Annotated in this window: 20 protein-coding genes; all 20 read right to left on the bottom strand. The window is 32.5% G+C overall.

What is annotated here, in order from left to right:
- The 20 genes from QE431_RS15680 to QE431_RS15585 all read right to left on the bottom strand — a co-directional run bounded on the left by QE431_RS15680 (position 1) and on the right by QE431_RS15585 (position 21,059).
- Entirely contained in the window at positions 1 to 543 is a 543-nt protein-coding gene (locus tag QE431_RS15680; RefSeq protein ID WP_057116633.1) for a DUF2975 domain-containing protein, read from the bottom strand.
- Positions 544 to 823: 280 nt separating this feature from the next.
- Entirely contained in the window at positions 824 to 1,504 is a 681-nt protein-coding gene (locus QE431_RS15675) for a DUF4919 domain-containing protein (RefSeq protein WP_243839317.1), read from the bottom strand.
- A 109-nt stretch (positions 1,505 to 1,613) separates the two neighbouring features.
- Positions 1,614 to 2,606 (bottom strand): ankyrin repeat domain-containing protein, encoded by a 993-nt coding sequence (locus QE431_RS15670; RefSeq protein ID WP_307297590.1) that lies wholly within the window; start codon positions 2,604 to 2,606, stop codon positions 1,614 to 1,616.
- 108 nt (positions 2,607 to 2,714) lie between these two features.
- The gene (locus QE431_RS15665; protein WP_307297587.1) at positions 2,715 to 3,449 is read right to left on the bottom strand and encodes a DUF2625 domain-containing protein; all 735 of its coding nucleotides are present in this window, start codon (positions 3,447 to 3,449) and stop codon (positions 2,715 to 2,717) included.
- A 14-nt stretch (positions 3,450 to 3,463) separates the two neighbouring features.
- Complete coding sequence (locus tag QE431_RS15660; RefSeq protein ID WP_307297585.1) at positions 3,464 to 3,865, bottom strand: DUF1801 domain-containing protein; 402 nt, start codon at positions 3,863 to 3,865, stop codon at positions 3,464 to 3,466.
- Between the two features lie 19 nt (positions 3,866 to 3,884).
- Complete coding sequence (locus QE431_RS15655) at positions 3,885 to 4,316, bottom strand: GNAT family N-acetyltransferase (protein ID WP_307297582.1); 432 nt, start codon at positions 4,314 to 4,316, stop codon at positions 3,885 to 3,887.
- Between the two features lie 12 nt (positions 4,317 to 4,328).
- Positions 4,329 to 6,674 (bottom strand): hypothetical protein, encoded by a 2,346-nt coding sequence (locus tag QE431_RS15650; protein ID WP_307297580.1) that lies wholly within the window; start codon positions 6,672 to 6,674, stop codon positions 4,329 to 4,331.
- Positions 6,675 to 6,762: 88 nt separating this feature from the next.
- Positions 6,763 to 7,101 (bottom strand): n-acetylglutamate synthase, encoded by a 339-nt coding sequence (locus QE431_RS15645; protein WP_307297578.1) that lies wholly within the window; start codon positions 7,099 to 7,101, stop codon positions 6,763 to 6,765.
- Between the two features lie 10 nt (positions 7,102 to 7,111).
- The gene (locus tag QE431_RS15640) at positions 7,112 to 7,759 is read right to left on the bottom strand and encodes a suppressor of fused domain protein (protein WP_307297576.1); all 648 of its coding nucleotides are present in this window, start codon (positions 7,757 to 7,759) and stop codon (positions 7,112 to 7,114) included.
- A gap of 107 nt (positions 7,760 to 7,866) precedes the next feature.
- Positions 7,867 to 8,358 carry a YgcG family protein gene (locus QE431_RS15635; RefSeq protein WP_134139990.1) on the bottom strand — a complete coding sequence of 164 codons (492 nt, stop codon included), beginning with the start codon at positions 8,356 to 8,358 and terminating at the stop codon, positions 7,867 to 7,869.
- Positions 8,359 to 8,502: 144 nt separating this feature from the next.
- On the bottom strand, positions 8,503 to 9,252 hold the full coding sequence (locus tag QE431_RS15630; RefSeq protein ID WP_307297573.1) for a DUF2314 domain-containing protein: 750 nt from the start codon (positions 9,250 to 9,252) through the stop codon (positions 8,503 to 8,505).
- 106 nt (positions 9,253 to 9,358) lie between these two features.
- Complete coding sequence (locus QE431_RS15625) at positions 9,359 to 10,312, bottom strand: DUF6620 family protein (RefSeq protein ID WP_307297571.1); 954 nt, start codon at positions 10,310 to 10,312, stop codon at positions 9,359 to 9,361.
- Between the two features lie 23 nt (positions 10,313 to 10,335).
- Positions 10,336 to 11,271 carry a hypothetical protein gene (locus QE431_RS15620; protein WP_307297568.1) on the bottom strand — a complete coding sequence of 312 codons (936 nt, stop codon included), beginning with the start codon at positions 11,269 to 11,271 and terminating at the stop codon, positions 10,336 to 10,338.
- Positions 11,272 to 11,284: 13 nt separating this feature from the next.
- Positions 11,285 to 11,527: a hypothetical protein gene (locus QE431_RS15615; RefSeq protein WP_307297566.1), complete on the bottom strand. Its 243-nt coding sequence runs from the start codon at positions 11,525 to 11,527 to the stop codon at positions 11,285 to 11,287.
- Complete coding sequence (locus QE431_RS15610; protein WP_307297564.1) at positions 11,527 to 12,477, bottom strand: SPFH domain-containing protein; 951 nt, start codon at positions 12,475 to 12,477, stop codon at positions 11,527 to 11,529. The genes QE431_RS15615 and QE431_RS15610 overlap by 1 nt, the downstream gene beginning before the upstream one ends.
- A gap of 251 nt (positions 12,478 to 12,728) precedes the next feature.
- Entirely contained in the window at positions 12,729 to 14,117 is a 1,389-nt protein-coding gene (lpdA, locus tag QE431_RS15605; protein WP_134139998.1) for a dihydrolipoyl dehydrogenase, read from the bottom strand.
- A 551-nt stretch (positions 14,118 to 14,668) separates the two neighbouring features.
- Positions 14,669 to 15,253: an NUMOD4 domain-containing protein gene (locus QE431_RS15600; protein WP_111285499.1), complete on the bottom strand. Its 585-nt coding sequence runs from the start codon at positions 15,251 to 15,253 to the stop codon at positions 14,669 to 14,671.
- A 223-nt stretch (positions 15,254 to 15,476) separates the two neighbouring features.
- A complete protein-coding gene (locus QE431_RS15595; protein ID WP_307297558.1) occupies positions 15,477 to 16,241 on the bottom strand; it encodes a LytTR family DNA-binding domain-containing protein in 765 nt (254 codons plus the stop codon).
- A 148-nt stretch (positions 16,242 to 16,389) separates the two neighbouring features.
- Positions 16,390 to 17,709 carry a RagB/SusD family nutrient uptake outer membrane protein gene (locus tag QE431_RS15590; RefSeq protein WP_307297555.1) on the bottom strand — a complete coding sequence of 440 codons (1,320 nt, stop codon included), beginning with the start codon at positions 17,707 to 17,709 and terminating at the stop codon, positions 16,390 to 16,392.
- An 11-nt stretch (positions 17,710 to 17,720) separates the two neighbouring features.
- On the bottom strand, positions 17,721 to 21,059 hold the full coding sequence (locus QE431_RS15585; protein ID WP_307297552.1) for a SusC/RagA family TonB-linked outer membrane protein: 3,339 nt from the start codon (positions 21,057 to 21,059) through the stop codon (positions 17,721 to 17,723).
- Positions 21,060 to 21,064 lie beyond the last annotated feature (5 nt).

The following is a 21,064-nucleotide window of genomic DNA, read 5'->3' as shown; positions in this document are numbered from 1 at the left end:
TTAAATAGTTAAGTCAATTTCAGACTGAATTTCAATTCCTCTTTTAAAAACCTGTCCGATAACAAATAGTATAACACCCATAAATATCCATACACTGGCACCTTCTAAATTTAATGTTTCTAGCGCAGGAAGCTTTACACCATTTGTAGTGAGCCAATTGTTGAATTTTGAAGCCCAGTAAGAAAACAAACCAATTCCAAAAGCCAGATAAGCCATGTAAAATATAAAACGATCCATTTCTGCAGTGAAAGGCTGTGTCACATTTAGCTTTTTCTCATGCAGCATTTTTACAATTAGGTAAAACATAATCGCTTTTAAAACAGCGACAATACTCATAAGAATCATTTCCTGAATATAATGGCTGGGACTGAAATTATAAAGATCTAGTAAATTGAGAAACCGTGCGTTGTATGAATTTATAGTCATTGTATAAATACCATTAAATAAATACATACCCGCTTCTATGCATAAACCAATAAAAATGATCCAAGATAAAATATTCAAAAATTTCAGGATTTCTGGTGTTCCAATTTTAATTTCCATTGTAATTAGATTAAAAGTTATGCTGCTAAAATAATAAATATTTATTGATAAACAATAAAAATATAATTTTTATCAAAAAAAAACTCCAGTAGACAGAAATCTATTGGAGTTGTTATTTTGTTTTTATAAGCAGTACTTTAGTTTTTCAAAAGACCACTTGTCCCGCTGTCCACTATATCTTTTTTGGCAGACAATAGGAGTGAAGAGCCAAAAAAGGATGCCGTTTCCATCGGGGCTAAAAGAGAAATTTAATTTTTTATAAGAGCAAATTTGAAAAAAATTATCGAATTGCTTTTCTTTCGTTTTCCAGCATTTTTTCGATATTAAAGTAAATACCGTCAACATTGTAAGCACCTTTTTCAAAACTTAGATAATCGCAGTTGTCGACAAGAGACTGACCTTTCGATTCGATTTCGAAAACGTTCAAAAGAACATATTCGTGTTCGACCAGTAAAACATGAAAACCAGTTTCGCATTTTTTTCCGTCACCAGAAGATAAAATCACATTCATAATACTGTGAAATCTAAAAGAAGTGATTTTAGATGAAGTTTCGTCGCCCTTTAAATGGTAAATATAAGAGAGGTAATTGAGTTGTTTGAGGTCAAAAGGAAATTCACTTAAAGAATGATTGATTAATTTAATAATCTCATCATAATCTGCGTTTTCGAGTTTTTCTTTTCCAAATAATTCGTTTAGTTTTTGCTCATCTGGCGATTTCCAAAAGGCATTGTATTTAGGCTGAAAAACGTATCCTAGATACAAATGGCGGTATTCTTCATGCGATAATAAAGTGTCATTTTTCGTCAGCCTTTCCATTAATTTGGGATAAAAGAATTTGGAATTCTTATCGTTAATTTCTTTTTCGATTGCTTTGTAATCTGGAATCGTGAAACCAAGTTCTTGAGAATACGTTTGAATTCCCAAACAAAAAATTAGGAGAAGAAAAATTTGTTTCAGCATGATTAGAAGGTTTTAGGTTGTAGTTCTGATCTTACTAAAATACAAATTAATTTAACGCAAAACGTTGTTATGATAATTGATTATATACTAATAAAGACCTTAAGTTTTATTATTTTCCGAACTGCCACCATTTCTTTTTACTAACTTCTTTCTTGTTTTTGTGATTGTGATAAATGCAAATCTGATCCGTTAAATAATCGTAAACATCATTATGTAAATATGGCTTTTTAGAACTCATAAGTTTTTTAGCCACACTGTTGATTTTCTTAATTTCTTTTTCGTCAAAAATTGACGACTCAGTTAATGTTGTTTGTATAAATTTCGCAAAACCTTTATGCTGTTCATTATAATTAATATTTCCGTTTCTAAAGGCTTCATCTTGAAGATTGTCTAAACCCCTTAACATTTCTGATTCAATTGTATTAGCTTTTCCGCTAGAAGGAATAAGACTTCTTAATTGTTCAACAACTTCTGGAAATTTGTAATTTGTTGGGAATTTAGGATAAATAGTATCACTAGGTTTATATAAACGCTCTTTTTTTTCACATTCTTCTACAAGTTTCTTTACATCTTCTGATGTGTGCTCGAGCCATTTTCTAGGTGTTATATCAAACTTGTTTTTTAAATCCAAATCAGCACCGAGCATAATTATTTTTTCAATAACGCTCAAATGAATTTGGCGTTCGTCACCTTCTGTTCGCCAAGGAAATCCTTGTATAGCCCAATAAGCAACTGTTGCTCCTTTACTGTCAGTTAAATTCACATCTCCTCCATAATCGAGAAGTAAATCCAGTGACTTTATAAGATTATGGCGTTGTACAGCTATGTGTAGAGCATTATAGCCACTTTTACAATACATATTAGGATTAGCACCATTTTCTAATAAATAATGTATCATTTCTGTTCTTTCAATTTCATCTTTGCATCCATATGATGTTAGAACTTCAATTATTAATGTGTTATAATATTCAGCATTTATATAGGAGTTAACATTGATATTTTCACTATTAATAATTTGCTTTGCAGAATCAAATTCTCCATTTGAAATTTTTGTAGCTAAGATTGAAGAGAATTGCTGTGGGAGTAGCTTAAAATTATTCATTGTAAATTTAATTTGTAATTTTCAAATGTACGTTTTTAATTACAAAAAATAATTTCTTGATGCAAAAACATAAAGTTTAGCTGTTTTAAGTTTTGAAATGAATTCATTCTAATGCCCAAGCTGTTTTCTTAAATCTAAATTTAAGCTGTATTGTTCTTCAATAGGAATTATTTTTCTCTGCACTTTGTTGATATCGTTTCCTTCTTCTGACCACAAGAATGGATAAAAATTAAAAACTTGATCGCCTGGCAGTACAGCAACTTCTTTCTTCCAATTTTCCCATCTGCTGCCTGAATAAAATTTGTCTAAGTCATTATTAAAGCAGAATTCTAAAAATTGAGAATAGGTAATATCAAGCGGTTCGTATTCTAAATTATCTGGAGAAAAATAATAAACATTGCCAAGATCTGTTCCTAAAGCGCCTCCGTTTAATATATAAAAACCACCCAGAGCATCGTCTGCAATTAAAAAATAAGAAGGAGCTTCTCCAAATTCTTTAAAAGATTTTCCTTTATTCCAATCTGGAAGACTGCGGTTGAGTTTGGAACTGCCTGAGCCTAAGATTCTAATCCAGCCGTTGTCTACTATGATTCCGCCGGTTTTATATACAATCGCACCCATTGGTGATTTTGTTGTTACTTGTGTATGATACAAAGCATCTTTGGCTTGCTGTGGATCTGCTGGAAGAATTTCTACTTTGTTTTTGGCAGTATCAATCCATTCTTTTACTAATTTCCATCCAGAATCTTTTGGATCTATAAGTTCGTTTACAGGGCGCATTTTGGTTTGTGAAAAGGTTGTTGATGTAAAAAAGATAACGGCTAATAATTGAAAAAATTTCATTTTGGTTTTTTAAGTTAATAGGGTTTGGTCATTAATCGAATAAGAACTCCTTTTCGTTTTACAAGATTTTTATAATCCCACTGAATTTCTTTTCCTTTTTCCAGCCAGCGTTTTAAATCTTCTTCATTGATTTGATCGGAGTTTGTATAACGGATTTCAGCAGCTTTAAAAGAACCTTCGTTTTGAAGTTTTTCTTCGTCAAAAGATTGTCCGCTCCAAAAAAGCAATCTAACAGAATCTTTCAATTTGCTGTAACCCACAATCGGATTTCCATCTAAAAACCAAACTGGGTGTGCATGCCAGATTTTATTCTCGGCTTCGGGCAGTAAATGGTTGATTTTAGTACTTAAAACTGTGCATATCTTTTGATCTTCATCGCTTTGAGAATCGTTATATGCCTGAATTTCTTTGTTCATGTTTTTCAAGTTTAATGTGTTAAACTATTTCTTCAGAAGATTTTAAAAAAATACAGCCGCCATGTTGAGAGTATGCCTTTTCTTTTTCTGTAAATCCTCTTTTTTTATAAAATTCAATTGCTTTTGTATTGTTTTCTAGACATTTTAAAGTTACGGCAGATTTTGTTACGGCAATAGCTGCTTTTAATAATTCTGTTCCAATTTTTTTGTTTTGATATTTTTCGTCAACATATAAATGATGAATAAAATTTGTCGGCATCCAAATCGAAATAAAACCAACAGGAATATCATTTACTAATGCAGTGAGAATATATTCTCCCTGTGTGTATTTTTCGAAATCATCTAGATGGAATTTGGATGTATCGAGCCATGAAAAAGTTTTTTTTCTTTCGTTTAAAAACAATTCTTTTAAAGCTGGATAATGTTTATTTTGGACTTCTTCTATGATCATTAATGAATTCGTTTATTGATTTATTTTGAAATTTTCTGAAATCAAAGAACCATCTTGTGCAAAACCTTGAACTGAAAATAAATAACCTTGTAATTGAGGATTGGATTTTATTTTGAATGAAACCTCTCCATTATTCGTTTGTAAATCTGGTTTCCAATCAATTTCTGTCCAATTACTGTACTTTTCGGTATTGAAAGCGTAAATTGGTGAATAATATTTTTTCTCTTTATCAAATCCGTCTGTAATGATGTATTGATTAAAAAGTTCAACGATATTATTTTGATAGTTTTGTGTGGTGAAAACCTGAAAAATTTTATTTCCTTTCACAGTTTGAATCATAATGTTTTCGATGTCTTTTATTTCTAAAGAAACACCAAGTAATTCATTAGATGAAATATATTTTCCATCAATATATAAAATTGCTTCTTTGTCAATTCCAGTTTCTAGATAGGTTTCTTGACCTTTCCAGGTTACCATTTTGACATTTTGATCAAAATTTAAAAAATACATTAAATCTTTGTTCTTAAAATGTTCTGCAATTTCTATATCATAATATTTTCCAATATCAAAAACCAATGGCTGGTATTTTTTTATGAGTTTTTTTCGATCGACAGCTCTTTTGTTTTGAGCAGTAATTCTTATCTCATCCAATTTTATGGAGCCCTCTGTATACATTTCATTCCATGAATTTTCGTTTAATATAGAAGTTTGTTTTATTCTGTTTTCACTGTTTACATTAGTCAACGACGAGTTTTTTAAATTATTAAGCTGAATATTTTCTGGTTTTATGGCTTCGTTATTATTGTTTACAAATGAAATTTTGACTGCATCTCCTTTGTAAATGAGAAGATTATTGAAGCTGAAATCTTTTTTTCCATTCAAAAATATTTTATCAATAATTATATTATCTGTCGTTAACAGAGCCAGATGATTTGCAGGAAGAGTTGACAAGCTGCCCTTTAGCTTAAATCCTGCTTCAAAATCATATTTATAAACAGGATTTAAGTCAGCAATCATTTCTTTTAATGTAAACTGAGTCCAGCCTTGCGTAAGCAACAGTAAATCTAAATGCTGATTTCTGTTATCATTTTTTGTATTAAAATAATAGGCAGGATTTTCAATATATCCTTTTACATAAGGAGATAGGAGGAAAGCACTTTTTATAGTATTGGTTTCTGTATAATTTAATGCGTTTAGAGGTAATATTGACGTACTCAAATTTGCATTTATACTTTGATCTAAGTGAGATATTTTAAGCTTGTAGTTAATAGAATCATTTTCAACAGTTGTTTTTTCTATCGCAACGATTGGTTGTACTTCTTTTTCAACGTAAAATTTTCTTTCCGCAATTGGCTGATTATCTTTAAAAAGGGTAATCGTATTAATACCCTTATAGAAGTTTTTTTTGTCGATTTCTAGATTTAATGCTTCTAAGTTTTGAATTTCGAGATAATCTAGAATATTATTTTTTTGATGAAATAACAGTTTGTAACGATTCTTTTTTATTTCAGGAATAGAATTGCTGTTTGTCTTAAGACTTAGTTTGATATACTCAGGCGATGTATTGTCAAGATTTAAAAGCATACCTGTTTTTTGAGCAGCAGGCAGATTTACTTTTATTACAGTGTCATTAATATGGACAACGGCACTGTATGTTTCATTTGGCTCATAGAGAAAGTTACACTTTGTCATTCCCAAATGCTGGCTTTTAAAAGTGGCAACTTCCTTATTTTTTGTATTTATTATCTTGCCTAAATAATCAATTCCTTTTCCATTACATAATGATTTAATGCCAATTGTATTTTCTACATTCTCCAGTAAATAACCTCCTTCTGGAAAGAACTGAATATCATATTTATTTTTCGAAGAGGTTTGCTTTACGGAAATGTTGTTCAGAATATTTATTTCTTGAATAAAGGTATTGTCATCTCCAAAGTTTCTCATGTAATTTGTCGTAGCTTCAAGATAATAAACTCCAGTTTTTAGCGAATCGTTTATTATAAACTGTCCTTTTCCGATTCCTTTATAAATAAAAACTTGCTGATTTTGAATTATTTTGCCTTTTACATCCAAGAGATTCACATTGAGACGTGTTGTTTTTAGAGAAGGTTTGTTCGAAATGTCACCAACATAAGCTTTAAACCAAACAATGTCATCAATAAAATAAGATGTTTTATTGGTATGAAGAAACACTTTTTCAAAATATAACGGATTTTTTTTAAGCGGCTCAATAACAGTATCAAGAAAGGATTCTTTTTGTGAAAAGGTTGTTTCGGGATTTTTCACTGCATTTTCCTGAGAAAATGAAATGCCGTAAAAACATGCTGTAATAATAAAAGTTATAATCTTTAATTTCATTTAGAGATATCTTTGTATATTGAGTTTTTAGGCGGGCTAATTTTTTTTAAAAAGACCAAATTGGACTTGTTTTTAGATTATCTGATTTCTACTGTTCTTCAATTATAGAATTTCCTTTAGAATGATCTCCAGAGTTCCATTGCCAGGTTTCATGGAGTCTTATTTTTCCGTTCTCTAAAACTTCTGGTTTCGAGGAACACATTCCTGTCATTAATTCGCCTTTGTCATTTACTTGATGATAGCGCATTTCGATATTTCCTTTTTCATCAACCAAACCAATTAAGTGCCCAGTAACTATTTTTCCTCCCGAATATTGAGCCGTTAAAATATTTCCTTCTTGTTGATAATGAAATACTGTCTCGTGAGACGTTTCTCCATTGTCACTATTACTGAAGGGTTTAAAAATTTTACCGTTATAATTAATCATTTTGGATTTTTTAGTCTTTTCGATTTAAATCGGTAATCAATAACGGATTGTTCTCTTTAAGTTTGTTCACCAATTCTTCGGCTGTTCCAGGATTTGCTTTGATATGTTCGAATTCCGATGAAGTTATTCCAACAATCTGTAGAAATGAAACTTCTCCATGCGGGGTATGTTTTTTTTCAATTTCGGGATCATTTACAATAACAAGTGCTGTAATATCGGTATCTGTATCGAGACGAATAGGTCCGTTTGCAGGCATGTAATGAAATTCTTCAAACCAGTTACCGCTGCTAAAAACATATTTTGCAATATTTTGAAGTAGAACCACTGCCCAGCTTGGGTTTCCGTTATCGGCTTCGAAAGGTTTTAGTCTAAAAGTAAGCTCAAAACCCCATTTGCTAAATTCCCCATCAACTTTTTCTTCATTATAATATAATTCAGAAAATCCGTAGGTTATAAAATGATAATGATCTGTTTGTTTTTTACTTTCATACACGCTTATACCGTCTAGAGGGTCTTCTCCACCAAGCATATAACTAATCGCAGGTACAAAATGTTTAGGTTCCTGCCCTGGATAAAGTCGGTCAAATTCTTTGTCAATTTCTAACCATCCAACAGCGTCATCTTCTGAAAATTCTTTCTTGTATTCTTCTAAAGTCATCTTTATCGGTTTGTAGTTTAAGTGTATACAAGATATTATTTTTATTCGAAAACTGGGAATTTACGATATAAAAAAATCCGACTCGCTTTCGCAAATCGGATCTTGTTTTATTCTATTTTTTTTATCAGCTGCAGAGTTCCTTGCTGTAAACCTTTGTAATAATCGCCTTTTTTTAACTCAGGAACCACATACGCAGCTATGATATCTTTCATTTCTTGATCGGTCATTTTTGCACGTATTTTGTCAACTCCCTGTACTTGAATTTGTCTTAGTTGTTTACTGATTACAATTAAAATTGAAGTGTCGATCTTTAATTTAGAAAGCAGGTATTTATCTAAGTCCAGCGAATAATCTGTCAGGTCTGTATAAGGTGCTATTGTTGCGGTTGTAACAATTAGGATTTTGCTTTTTGTTTTGGCTTCACTTGCTTTTAAATAATCGTTTAAATCCTTGATTTGTTTTGGAGTAAGGATTTTTTCGAAATCATTTACATAATCGTATGATTTGGCAAAGATGTTTTGTGCTTCACCTTTTGTTTGTGCAAAAAAATAATTTGGAAAAAAAAGAACAATTGCAAAAACGAATACTAATTTTTTCATGGCAGATATGTTGATTTGGGCGATGCAAAACTAATGCTTTATTATTAAAATTCAGGCCTTAAATTGTTACGAAAAATCAATATTTATTTCCCATAACATTCAAATAAAAAAATCCGATTTACTTGTAAATCGGATTTTTAAATTTTACTGCAATAAAGGAAGTAAATGATCCCATTTAAGTTCTTTTGCAAAATCTAATGCAGTTTTTCCATTTTCGGTTTTGGCATTTTTATCTGCGCCAGATTCTAATAAAACTTCAATAGAAGTCTGATTTCCTGCAATTGTTTCGCGATGTAAAAACGTATAACCCAATTCGTCTTGAGCTGTTATTTCTTCAGGATTATTTTTTACAAAGTCAATAAGGCTTTCTTTCATGTTTTTACTCATCGGATGTTCAATGATGTTTTCTGCTTTTTCTTTTTGTTCGTTAACCACCAGAATATCATTAAAATCACCAAAATCTAACCCCCAAGCTTCATCATGTGATGCTCTTTCTTGCTTACTCATTTCAGAACGCATTGCCTGAATCGTAAAAGCACCATACGTTTTTCCGCCAATTGCAAATAACCAATCGCTGATTTGATTTACTGGAATTTGTACTTCATCACCGTTATTTACATTCGTTAATTCGTCAGGATCATTTACTAGAACACCGTATATATTTTCTCCGTCAAAATTTACATCGTTAATCCACATGTGTTCTACAACAGTTTCATTGTCGATTTCCTGCGTAAAAGCCAGTTTTACACAAGCAACATCAAGCCCTGGAATTATTCGGCGATATTCCCAGGATAATTCTCTCCAGAAATATTTAAAGGTTTCTTGTGCTTTTTTATAAGCTTCAATCATTTTTGGATTTTCTCCGTCGGCGTAGAATATTTTTGTCTCTTCCATTATATAGTATTTATGAGTGATTTTCTAATTTTTACGTTATTCTAAACGAATAAAAAACCGATTTGTTTTCGCAAATCGGTTTTTTTATATCAAAAGTAAATCGGGTTTAGAAATTTACATCGTCTGCAATATTCCCGCCTTGTTCTGCGGCAAATTTTGCAGCATATTCTTTTTGTTTTTCCTGCTGATAATTTGTGAATTCCATGATGTCTTCTGAATTCCAATTCTGATTTTGCTCCGTCATCCATTGCATTGCCACAGATTGAAAATCGGCAAGATTGATTCCGAAATTATCCAAAATCCATTGAGCACCGTCAATTCCGTATTCATAACCTGCTTGTCTTGCTCCTGCAAGTTCTTCGTAGAAATAGCGATCAGTTCTGATTCTTTCTAGATTTGCAGCACCTTCTTCAGAAATTTCAGCTTTAAGATTTTCCAACTGCGGAACTGTTACATTTTCAGCGTAATATTGTCCGAATAAAGTTGTAACCGTAAACGAAGTATCTTCGCCCATACGCTGCGGCCAGATTGTATTTAATTCTTCCCAGATTATTGGTTCAAATCCCATTGCTTTACAAACTTCCAAGTAATCTATTCCGGCGCTTATTTTAAGACACATTGCGGTATAAGTTCTTAAATCTACGCCATGTACAGGTTCTAAAAACGGATTGTTGTCATCTACTTTTACAAATCCTGAAGTTTGAATTCCTGAGTATTTTAGTGAATTAGCATGTTCAAATCGTATCATTTGATCAGAATCGCAATTGTTCCATTCTGTGTAAACTGCTCTTCTGTAGTTGAAATATATATTTTGAATATCTTTTTCATCTAGATTTTCGCCGTTTGCTCTTTCGTCTGCAATCCAAGCTTCCGCTCTTGCAGCTACTTCATTATCAAAATCTTCTACATCGTAATGTGTTCCGTGTAAAGTTTCAGGATCGTATTCTGTTTCTTGATAATTGTTATCGTCTTCGTAATTGTTATTTGAAGTCTGGGCTTCGTAATTTTGGTTTTCCTGTTTATTGTCTCCGGTTAGAGATCCAAAAAGCTTTTTAAACATTTGTCGATTTTTAGGGTTAATAACTATTTATATTTCAATTGATTTTGATACATTTTTTCGTTGTGTTCTTTCAAATCTGGGGTAATTTTATTCCACTCATCATACATTGCTCTTAAATAAGTATGATATAATTTTGGAGCATTTTGAATTGCAGACTGTCTTTGTTCTTCCAGTTCATCCATTTTCGCATTGATTTCACTCAAAACTTTTTTGTCTGTTTCGTGTATTGTGCTCAAACTTAATTCATGTCGCTGATGGTAAAAGGCACGTTCTTTTTCATTTTCAATTTCATAAGCCTCTTGTAAATGTGCAGTTCTCTGTTCGGCAAGTCCCCGTGCAATATGTTGTAAATTCCTTCCCTGTGTGCTTGGCGCAAAAGTATTCTGTGTTTTGCAATACGGACATGAAATATAGGTTTCGATTAAAAAGATTTTTTCGATTGTGATATTTCCACCGCATTGTTTACAGCTGAATTTATCTTTAATAGATTCAAATTCATCTAAGATTTTCTGATATTCTATTTCAAGATCACGCTCCTGTGTTTTTTCTATTTGTTTTCTCCAATATTCATATTTGTCTTCAAAACCTCTATGATAACGATCGGAACAAACAGTTCTAAAATCAGAAATTAACCCGTAATATTTACTTAGAACAGAAACCTGCGAATTGATGTTTTGGTAAGTATCCAATATTTTTTCTTCGAAAGTGTCTCTGGCTTTTTCTCTTATATTGTTTAATTGCCCATTTACACCTGAATAAACTTTCTGAAAAGTTCTTTTATAAAGATCATCGTCTTCTTCTAAAATCTGTTTTAGTTCTGGAATTGCTGCCGTTGCAAACTCTTCCATTTTGGTTTCCAATTTTTCTAAAAAACTAAACCATCTTTCTTGTGATTCCTGAAGTTCACAATACCAATCGGGTAGACTTTCTTCTTTTTCTTTCTTGAATAATCCGAACACTTATCTTGATTTTTTAAATTGAATTATCTTCTTTCTTAATGTAAACTCCGTCTGTAAGTTGTACTGTTATGAACTCAAATCCGCAATAAGCGCAATGTGTTACGCCATCTTGTTTGGCTCTTCCAGCGCCGCAATTTGGGCAATCCTTTACATTCATTTGGGCTTGGGTAATTTCTAATTCACCGCCGTAATTAGATTGTTTTTTTGCGTTTGCTTTAAGTTTGTCTAGAAATGAATTGACTTTTTTTTCTTCCATTACAGTTCACTTAATAGTTCAGATTTCTTTGTTTTAAATTCCGCTTCGTCAATTAAACCAGCATCAAACAATGATTTGAGTTTTTGAAGTTTAGAAGTCAGATCGTCTGTTTCTTGTTTTGGAGTTTCTTTATTCTGCTGTATTTGGTTTAAAAGAATTCCCATACTCAGTGCATTTTGTGTTGCATCGTGAAGCGCTGTTCCTTTGTCTCCAATAGCAGTTGCGGTGTTAAATTTGGTAAACTTATCCATATCCGTTACCATATTCATATTGGTGATTTTATCGTAATGAGCGGTAACTTCTTCTGGCAATGTCACGCTGGTAATAACAAACTGCGTTAATTCAATTCCCAATTGTAGAAAATAAGGTTTAAGATAAGGCTCTATTTTTTGACCTAATTGGGTAATATTTCCAGCAACATCAGTAATTGTAATATTTTCATTTGCGAGAACTTCACCAAATTTTGGCGCAACAAAATCTCTTAATTGATTCTGTAATTCAAAAATGGTCAACTGTTGATATGTTCCTGCATATTGACGAAAGAATTTGGCAGCATCAACAATCTTAATATCAAAACTCCCAAAAGCGCGAACCCTGATTTGCCCAAACTGAGGATCATTTAATAGGATAGGAGCAGGAGTTCCCCATTTGTTATTGATAAATTGATGAGTATTGAAAAAGTAAACGTCAGCTTTAAACGGACTTTCAAATCCGTATTTCCAGCCTTTTAGTTTACTCAGAATCGGAATGTTTTCTGTAGATAAGGTGTAAAGTCCCGGTGAGAATACATCTGCAAGCTGTCCTTCATTTAGTAACATTGCCTGCTGACTTTCTCTAACGGTTAATTTTGCTCCGTTTTTGATTTCTTTGTCTTCATCATAATATTTCCAAATTAATAGATTGGGATCAATTGTAGTGGCTTCAATTATTTCTATAAATGGTAATTTCATGCAAAATTATTTAGAAATAATAAAAATAAGAATTTTAAGACGATGAGAAAATTTTTTAATGTCAAGTTTTTAACAAATTTTTCTTTATAAAAGTTTAAGGCTTTATTTTTGAGACAATGTATTATCATTCTTTGTTCCTCGAAATGACAAACAAAGCTGTTGATTGGATATAACAATAAAAAAATCCGACTCGCTTTCGCAAATCGGATTTTTAGATTGAAAATTATATATAACCGTAAAACGGTATATTTTTACAAGTGAATTACTTCGCCGTAAGCATCAGCAACAGCTTCCATAACAGCCTCGCTCATTGTTGGGTGAGGGTGGATAGATTTAAGGATTTCGTGACCTGTAGTTTCTAGTTTACGAGCTACAACTGCTTCAGCAATCATATCTGTAACACCAGCACCAATCATGTGGCATCCTAACCATTCTCCGTATTTAGCATCAAAAATTACTTTTACGAATCCGTCTGCAGCTCCGGCAGCTTTTGCTTTTCCAGAAGCTGAGAATGGGAATTTACCAATTTTTAATTCGTAACCTTTTTCTTTTGCTTGTTTTTCTGTTAAACCTACAGAAGCAATTTCAGGAGTTGCATAAGTACAACCTGGAACGTTTCCGTAATCAATAGGATCTACGTGAAGACCTTTAATTTTTTCCACACAGTTAATTCCCTCAGCAGAAGCGACGTGAGCTAAAGCTTGCCCTGGAGTAACGTCTCCAATTGCGTAGTATCCTGGAATGTTAGTTGCGTTGTAAGCGTCTACCAAGATTTTATCTCTGTCAACAGCAATACCAACTTCTTCTAATCCGATATTTTCAATGTTTGTTTTGATTCCAACAGCAGAAAGTACGATGTCAGCTTCAAGAACTTCTTCTCCTTTAGCAGTTTTAACAAACGCTTTTACTCCTGCACCAGTTGTGTCTATACGCTCAACAGATGAGTTAGTCATAACTTTAATTCCTGCTTTTTTCAATGAACGCTCAAATTGTTTTGAGATATCTTCGTCTTCTACAGGAACAACGTTTGGCATAAATTCTACGATAGTAACATCTGTTCCCATTGAGTTGTAGAAGTGAGCGAACTCAACTCCAATTGCTCCAGAACCAACAATGATCATAGATTTTGGTTGTGTTGGCAATGACATTGCCTGACGGTATCCTATTACTTTTACACCATCTTGAGGTAAGTTTGGTAACTCACGAGAGCGAGCTCCGGTAGCGATGATAATGTGGTCAGCGCTGTATTCTGTAACTTTATTATCTTTATCAGTAACGTCAAGTTTTTTTCCTGGTTTTAGTTTTCCAAAACCTTCAATAACGTCAATTTTGTTTTTTTTCATTAAGAATTGAACTCCTTTGCTCATTCCTTCAGCAACACCACGGCTGCGTTGAATTACTGCTGGGAAATCTTTGTCAAATTCTGAAACTTTCAATCCGTAATCAGAAGCGTGTTTTAAATAATCAAAAACCTGAGCCGATTTTAGTAATGCTTTAGTTGGGATACATCCCCAGTTTAAACATACACCACCAAGATTTTCTTTTTCAACTACAGCTACTTTAAAGCCTAATTGTGAAGCTCTAATTGCTGTAACATATCCGCCAGGACCACTTCCTAAAACAATAACGTCGTATTTCATTTTTTTGGTTTTTAATATTAACTACCGAAAATGAAGTTTATATTTCCGAAACTCATTTTTCGATTATTATTCTTTTGTTATTTGTGCTTGCGAATTTAATGATTTATTTTAAATCAACGTTCGAAAATTTGTTTTTAGCAACACAGATTTTGGTCTTTTCACAGAAACCGGAGTAATTGTTAATTGTAAATTGTGAATTATGAATTGAAAATTGAGATTTAGAAGTTAAATCTGAAAATTTATCAATGTCAATTTTCAATTTCAATTTCAATAACAATGTCATCATCAATTTCAAAAAGCACTAAAATTCAAAAAAAATATAGCCACAGATTATTAGGATTAAAAAGATTTTTAAATCAGTTTTAATCTGTATAATCTGTGGCTATTATAATTTTAAATTTCATGTGAAATCCTATGCGTGGGCTTCGACTTCGCTCAGCCTGACAAACTCTGTTAGTTGTTAGTTGTTAGTTGTTAGTTGTTAGTTGTTAATGATCAACCATCAACCATTAACCATTAACCATTAACCATTAACCATCAACTATTAACCATTAAATCTTAACGTGTCCCCAGTTTTCTCCGCTGGCAATTCTTCTAATCTGCATTTCGCTTACTCCGAATTGTTTGGCAATCATTTTAAGACGTGTTTTTTGTTCTGGACGCGCAAGAATTTTTTTGATTAACATGACTTTCGTTGTTGTTAATTTTCGTCCGTCGGCTTTAAGATTGTGTTCGATTAGATTCTTTTTGGCTTGGATAACTCTCGGACTTTTACGGCTGTGCGCCATCATTTCCTGCTTGGTTGCCCAGCGTAAATTGCTTACATCATCATTTGCTCTGTTGTAATCTAAATGCAGAACATACGTTTGATCTTCGGAATCTTTCGGAATAAAATATTGGGCTACTAATTTGTATAGGAAGAGATATTTGTTTACGATTTTATCGTCTTTTTTAACCTTAAAACGGAAGGTTGGATATCCATCGCTTAATCCGCCTTTCAGGATGCGTCCGTTTTCAATTTCATCAGTAAAACTTATAAGTCTTCCTCTGTTTGAAATTGCATATCTTAATTGTAATGAGGCATTTATTTCTATTTCTTTAAACTGTTCGTTTGGATAAAATCTATTTTGTGGCATTTTCTTTTACATTTGATTTCTATATTCTCAAAGATAAATAATAAACGAAAAATTACCGCTATGTTGTTGATTATGAAAGATTAATTTTATGATTTCTATAACGCTAATTTAACGTTTTAAAGCGATTTCGACAGTTTTTAATCGGATTTTAAATCACAAATTGTGAATTATGTAGTTTTTTAATTTTCCAGTAAGTATAAATTTTAAGATAATGAATTGTTAATTACTGATCGAGCCAATTTTTAAAATTATTAATTTCTTTTTTGCTGATGAAAATAGGGTCGTTTTCTACAGAAGGAACGGTCAAAATTAATTCTACTTTTTGGTGAGAATGTTTGATGACTTCTTTAATGCTGTTTCTATGAACGATATACTTTCTGTTTATTTTAAAGAAGTTAAAGGTGTCTAGGTTGTTTATGATATCTGTAATCGTACTATTATATAAGTAACTATTTCCAGATTTTACATAAATAAAAAGATGCTTTCCCGTGGCAGCAAAATAGTTGATTTCGCTTTCATTAATAGAAATCAATTTATAACCGTGGTTGACCAAGAAATGACGCTGTATTTTACTGTTTTCTGGATTTTCTAGCGCTATTAGGGATTGAAGCGTAGACTCGCTGTTAAAACTGTTTTTGATTTTTTTGAATTTATGAAGCGCCTCTAATAATTCTGTTTCTTCAAATGGTTTTAAAAGATAATCGATTGTAAAATGCTTGAAAACAGATATCGCATAAAAATCGTAAGCGGTAATAAAAATAACGGGGCAGGCGATGATTGTTTTTTCGAAAATCTCCAAACTCTTTCCGTCGCCCAGATGAATGTCCATAAAAGCTAAATCGACTTTGTTTTCACTAAAAAAAGCAACAGCTTCTTTTACAGATTTTAGAACTGTAATTGCTGTGATCTGTAGAATTTCCTGCTGCTCTAAAATGGATTTTAGATAGCTGGAAGCAAGATATTCATCTTCAACAATAGCAATTTTCATCTTTTAGACATTTTTATACGCTCGAATTATTTGCAAAGATAATTCACTAATTATTTATTACAATAAAGAATGCATTTTGTTGTAAATATTATATCAAAAAAAAAAGGTCCAGTTTTTCAACTGAACCTTTTAAAAAAACAAATAGGTATTATAGATTGGGATTGTTCAATCTCGCACTTGCTGGATAAATAATCGTGTAACGCGGATCGTTTTGTATCAAAGTATAATCTTCACCACCAAATTTGTGAACAATTTGTTTTTGAGATGTTCTTCTCAAATCAAACCAACGCTGTCCTTCAACAGCAAATTCACGTTGTCTCTCGGCTAAAATGAAGTTTGTTAAATCAGCTTCATTCATCGCATTTACATCACTTTCAAGCTGAGCATATGCTGCAGCAGTATATCTGTTTTTGATGAAACTCAACAATGTTGTTTTAGCATCGCCAAGGTTATTTAATTTTGCAGCTGTTTCTGCCTTTGTTAAATACAATTCAGAAGTTCTGAAAGAACATTTTTGATCGTCATTACCGCCTTTTTGAATTCTAAAACGGCTTCCGCTTGCTAAAAAGTAAAGAGGAAAACGTAAATCGGTTGTTCTGCTGTAAGCCGCAATTAATTCAGGCGAAGCATATGAAGCTCCCTTTAATCTGTTAATGTATGCATCTTCTAAAGCTAAAATAGATTCTTTTGAATCGTATTTTGTTGCAAAAACAGAGGCAGCTTTTAAATCAACCAGATTGTTGTTGATTGCCAACGCTTTATTTGCAGCATCTAAAGATTTCTGCCATTGTTGCTGATGTAAGTAAACACGGCTTTCTAAGCTGAATAATGCAACTTTTGAAAAACGATAATTTAAACCTTTTGGTTGTGAATTTAAATTGATTAGTTTTTCAGCTTCTTGAGTATCAGTAATTATTTGATTGTAAATTACTTCAACACTTTGAGGAACGAAAACCTGCTCCAAATCAATTTCTAAAGCCAAAGGAACGCCTTTGTCTGAAGCAGCAGTTGCAGCGTTGTATGGTTTTGCGAAAAGGTTAACCAAATCAAAATAAGCCATTGCTCGTAAAGCATAAGCTTCTCCAATTAATTGATTTTTTTCTTCAGAAGCAGCTAGTTTTTTTGATGCTTCGTTGATCACCACATTCGTGTAGAAAATTACATTATATAAATCCTGATATTGAAAATCTCTTGTAATACGGTCTGGATTGGAATCTTTCCAGATAAAAATATCTTTGTAGATATTGACATCTTCGTTAAATTCATCCATCGTCAATTCATCTGTACGAAGTGTTGTCAATGCTTTATGTTCCGGATATTTTGAATATCCTGTTGTTAATACCGCACGAAATTGTTCTTGTGTTTCTGGAATAACACGGCCAACAGGTGTTATATCCAGATAATCATCGCAGCTTGTTACTGCAATTGCAGCAACAAAAAGTAATATGTATTTTGAGATTTTTTTCATCTTTAATTGTATTAGAAAGTTACATTACATCCTAAAGTGAATGATTTAGGAACTGGTTGTGCATAAATGTTTCCGAAAGTTTCTGGATCAAAGTAACCTTTGTAATCTGAACTAATTACGAATAAGTTTCTTGCCTCAACATTAAGTCTGATGCTTTGAATATTGATATGATCTGTAAATGCTTTAGGGAATGTGTATCCTAAACGCATACTGCTTAATCTCATATAACTCATTTCGTTAACCCATGTATCTAAATAATTGTAAGTTGGAATTTGATTTTGTCCAGAAAACCATAAGTATGCCATATACGAATCTCCTGTTCCAGAATCTTTACTTGTAATTCCAGGTAAATTAGAAGATGTATTTGTTGGTGACCATGCATTTAAAATATCATTAGTATAATTTTGTCCTCTATCAACTATTGTCCCGTTATAAGGAGGAGTTCTTACTACAGTTTGCTTCAAATTGAAGGCAGCAGCTACTGTGAAATCAAAATTACTTACTTTAATAGTGTTGGTAAGACCACCTGTAAATTTAGGATCTCTATCGCCTAAGTAAACAAATAAATCTCTCATTTCAGCAGCTGATAAACTTGACTGTGTAAGTTCTCCAGGGAAGAAGTCAGCATAAGGATCATATAATCCGAAGAATTTCTGAGCATTTACTGTTTCTCCTTTTTTGTTTACAAATAATGGATATCCGTTTTCGTCAATTCCATTTGTTTTATAACCAAAAACAGCATTTACAGGAAGACCTTCTCTACTTGGAAGAAAATCATTATCACGTACTTCAATACGATCTACATTACTTTTGTTGTGAGAAAAGTTAATACTTGTATTCCATTTAAAATTTGGACGGTCAATATTTCTTGTAGATAAAGTAATCTCATAACCTCTATTGGTTACTTGCGCCCAGTTTAAATTCGTGTATTCAAAACCATTTTCTAAAGGAAGTGCTCTTGAACCAATTAAGTCAGAACTTTTTCTTCCGTAAAAATCAGTTACAATGCTGATACGGTTGTTGAACAAGCCAAGATCCATACCTAAGTTGGTATTAGACGTTTTTTCCCAACGTAATTTATCGTTTGGCGGACTTTCTACAGAAATGGTTTGTTCTGTCTGTCCTGGTAAAATGGTTGTGTTTTTATACGTTCCTACTACAAATGGAGAAGTATTTTTGTCAATGTTACCTTGTAAACCATACGAAGCACGGAATCTTAAGTTAGAAAGTGTTAAGTTATCTTTTAAGAAATCTTCTTCAGAAACGGTCCATGAAGCAGATGTTGACCAAAGCGGCAGATATTTGTACTTTGGATCTACACCAAATAAATCTGAACCATCGTATCTAACACTTCCAAAGAAACTGTATTTTCTATCGTATGTATATGATGCCGTAGCAAAAAATGAAGCAAAAGCATTTTCGTTTTCCGTTTTCAAATACGTTCTGTATTCCAAATCATTAGCAAAATTGGTATTTGGGAACATAATTGGTTTTGTAGTCAAAGTGCTCTTGTCAAATCCAAAACCTTTTGTTGAAATAGAAGTTGCGTAACTTCTTCTTAACTCATTACCAATCATGGCTTCAACTTCGTGCTTTTCTCCAAAAGTTTTAGAGTAATTCACCATAGTTTTTAGATTGTACTGAAAAAAGTCAGTGTTTGAGTTTTGGATAATACCACCATCAGGAAGGAAATAGTTGAAAGCTCCGTTAGTAAAGTAACGAGATTTTTCTCTTTGTTTTCTAGTATAATAAGTGTCTTTATCAGCAAATTTTTCGCTAGAAGTATTGTCTAATTGTAAACCTAATTGTGATGTTACTCTTAAATCTCTAGTGATTTTGTATTCAGCGTCCAATAAAGCTTTTACAGCTCTTGTTTTTAAGTCGTAAGAAGTGTTTGCTCTTTCTTCTAAAATATTAAATGGAACATAACGATCTGAGTAACCAGAAATATCTTGGTCATATTTATAACTTCCGTCAGCATTGTATGGAGTTAAATATGGGTTTACATTTCTAGAATAATTACTTGGACTTGTAAAAGCGTCAGTATCTGTTAAGTAAGATGTAGTTTTGTTTTCAGAACCAAAAATTCCAACTCCAACTTTAAATTTATCTGTAATTTCGAAATTGTTTTTCAAAGTTAAGTTGTAACGTTTGAAACCAGTCCCGATAGTTGTTCCTTTCTCATCATAGTATCCTAAAGAGAAATAGTAATCTGATTTTTCACCACCGCCAGATAAACTTAAACCGTGCTGCGTGTTTATTGCAGTTTGGTAAATTAAGTTACCCCAGTTGGTATTGTTGTTTCTTAAATCATTAATAGATTGTTGAGTTGCTGGACTTAAAGAAGAAAATCCACCAGCTCTAAAAGCAGCTAGTTCATTAGATCCGTTAAGGATACGAGAAATTTCTCCAGCGTTGTCTCTGTATGTTAAATCTTCACGGCTTGCCATGTTAAGCTCTAAATCAACTTTTTGGCTTGCATTCAATAAGTTTAATTTAGAAAATTCTGGTCTTTGTGTAATAAAAGTATTTGTATTAAAGTTTACAACCATTTTACCGGCTTTACCTTTTTTAGTAGTTACAACGATTACACCATTTGCAGCACGAGCACCGTAAATAGCCGTTGCAGCAGCATCTTTAAGAACAGTAATATCTTTAATATCATCTGGGTTTAAACCTGCGATAGAGAAATTGTTTAATACATCGATATTATCTTTATCGTAATTTTTTGGAACTTCATTTCCTTCTAATGGTAAACCATCAAGTACCCAAAGAGGATCTTGTGTACCGTTAAGAGAAGCTGTACCCCTAATTCTAATTTTTGCCGGAGCACCAGGAGCACCAGATGGAGTAGAAACAGCAACACCTGCAATTTGTCCCACCAATAATTGATCTATACTAGAAACCCCAGTTTGCTGGATTGCAGCCATATCAATTTTGGTAACAGCACCGGTAACTTTTCTTTTCTCAATTTTTTGATAACCTGTAACTACAACCTCTTGAAGTTTTGCAGATTCAGATTTTAAATTAATGGTATAGTTTTTTTGAGAGTCTAATTCAAGAGTGTACGATTTGTATCCCATAAAAGTAACTCTCAAAGAAGTAACGTTTTTTCCAATTTTTAAGGTGAATTTACCGTCGAAATCTGTAGTAGTTCCGATTGCTTCACTTTGAATAATTCCTGCTAATGCAGTTTTGTTTGAAATGGCATTGTTTTCGACAAAAATCGATGCACCTGGAATAGGCGACTGATCTGCTTCGTCTAGAATAATTCCCGTAATAGTTCGGGATTCCTGCGAGTATCCTGCGATGGCCAGGAACAGCAGTAAGGCATGTAGAATTTTTTTCATGTTTT

It is taken from the genome of Flavobacterium sp. SORGH_AS_0622 (assembly GCF_030818825.1).
Taxonomy (GTDB): Bacteria; Bacteroidota; Bacteroidia; order Flavobacteriales; family Flavobacteriaceae; genus Flavobacterium.
The sequence above is the reverse complement of the archived record's forward strand: the minus strand, read 5'-3'. Positions and strand labels throughout refer to the sequence as shown.

What these genes read in the sequence shown, in the direction of transcription:
- QE431_RS15680 (WP_057116633.1), bottom strand. Translation starts at nt 543, where the DNA reads ATGGAAATTAAAATTGGAACACCAGAAATCCTGAAATTTTTGAATATT.
- QE431_RS15675 (WP_243839317.1), bottom strand. Translation starts at nt 1,504, where the DNA reads ATGCTGAAACAAATTTTTCTTCTCCTAATTTTTTGTTTGGGAATTCAA.
- QE431_RS15670 (WP_307297590.1), bottom strand. Translation starts at nt 2,606, where the DNA reads ATGAATAATTTTAAGCTACTCCCACAGCAATTCTCTTCAATCTTAGCT.
- QE431_RS15665 (WP_307297587.1), bottom strand. Translation starts at nt 3,449, where the DNA reads ATGAAATTTTTTCAATTATTAGCCGTTATCTTTTTTACATCAACAACC.
- QE431_RS15660 (WP_307297585.1), bottom strand. Translation starts at nt 3,865, where the DNA reads ATGAACAAAGAAATTCAGGCATATAACGATTCTCAAAGCGATGAAGAT.
- QE431_RS15655 (WP_307297582.1), bottom strand. Translation starts at nt 4,316, where the DNA reads ATGATCATAGAAGAAGTCCAAAATAAACATTATCCAGCTTTAAAAGAA.
- QE431_RS15650 (WP_307297580.1), bottom strand. Translation starts at nt 6,674, where the DNA reads ATGAAATTAAAGATTATAACTTTTATTATTACAGCATGTTTTTACGGC.
- QE431_RS15645 (WP_307297578.1), bottom strand. Translation starts at nt 7,101, where the DNA reads ATGATTAATTATAACGGTAAAATTTTTAAACCCTTCAGTAATAGTGAC.
- QE431_RS15640 (WP_307297576.1), bottom strand. Translation starts at nt 7,759, where the DNA reads ATGACTTTAGAAGAATACAAGAAAGAATTTTCAGAAGATGACGCTGTT.
- QE431_RS15635 (WP_134139990.1), bottom strand. Translation starts at nt 8,358, where the DNA reads ATGAAAAAATTAGTATTCGTTTTTGCAATTGTTCTTTTTTTTCCAAAT.
- QE431_RS15630 (WP_307297573.1), bottom strand. Translation starts at nt 9,252, where the DNA reads ATGGAAGAGACAAAAATATTCTACGCCGACGGAGAAAATCCAAAAATG.
- QE431_RS15625 (WP_307297571.1), bottom strand. Translation starts at nt 10,312, where the DNA reads ATGTTTAAAAAGCTTTTTGGATCTCTAACCGGAGACAATAAACAGGAA.
- QE431_RS15615 (WP_307297566.1), bottom strand. Translation starts at nt 11,527, where the DNA reads ATGGAAGAAAAAAAAGTCAATTCATTTCTAGACAAACTTAAAGCAAAC.
- QE431_RS15610 (WP_307297564.1), bottom strand. Translation starts at nt 12,477, where the DNA reads ATGAAATTACCATTTATAGAAATAATTGAAGCCACTACAATTGATCCC.
- lpdA (WP_134139998.1), bottom strand. Translation starts at nt 14,117, where the DNA reads ATGAAATACGACGTTATTGTTTTAGGAAGTGGTCCTGGCGGATATGTT.
- QE431_RS15600 (WP_111285499.1), bottom strand. Translation starts at nt 15,253, where the DNA reads ATGCCACAAAATAGATTTTATCCAAACGAACAGTTTAAAGAAATAGAA.
- QE431_RS15595 (WP_307297558.1), bottom strand. Translation starts at nt 16,241, where the DNA reads ATGAAAATTGCTATTGTTGAAGATGAATATCTTGCTTCCAGCTATCTA.
- QE431_RS15590 (WP_307297555.1), bottom strand. Translation starts at nt 17,709, where the DNA reads ATGAAAAAAATCTCAAAATACATATTACTTTTTGTTGCTGCAATTGCA.
- QE431_RS15585 (WP_307297552.1), bottom strand. Translation starts at nt 21,059, where the DNA reads ATGAAAAAAATTCTACATGCCTTACTGCTGTTCCTGGCCATCGCAGGA.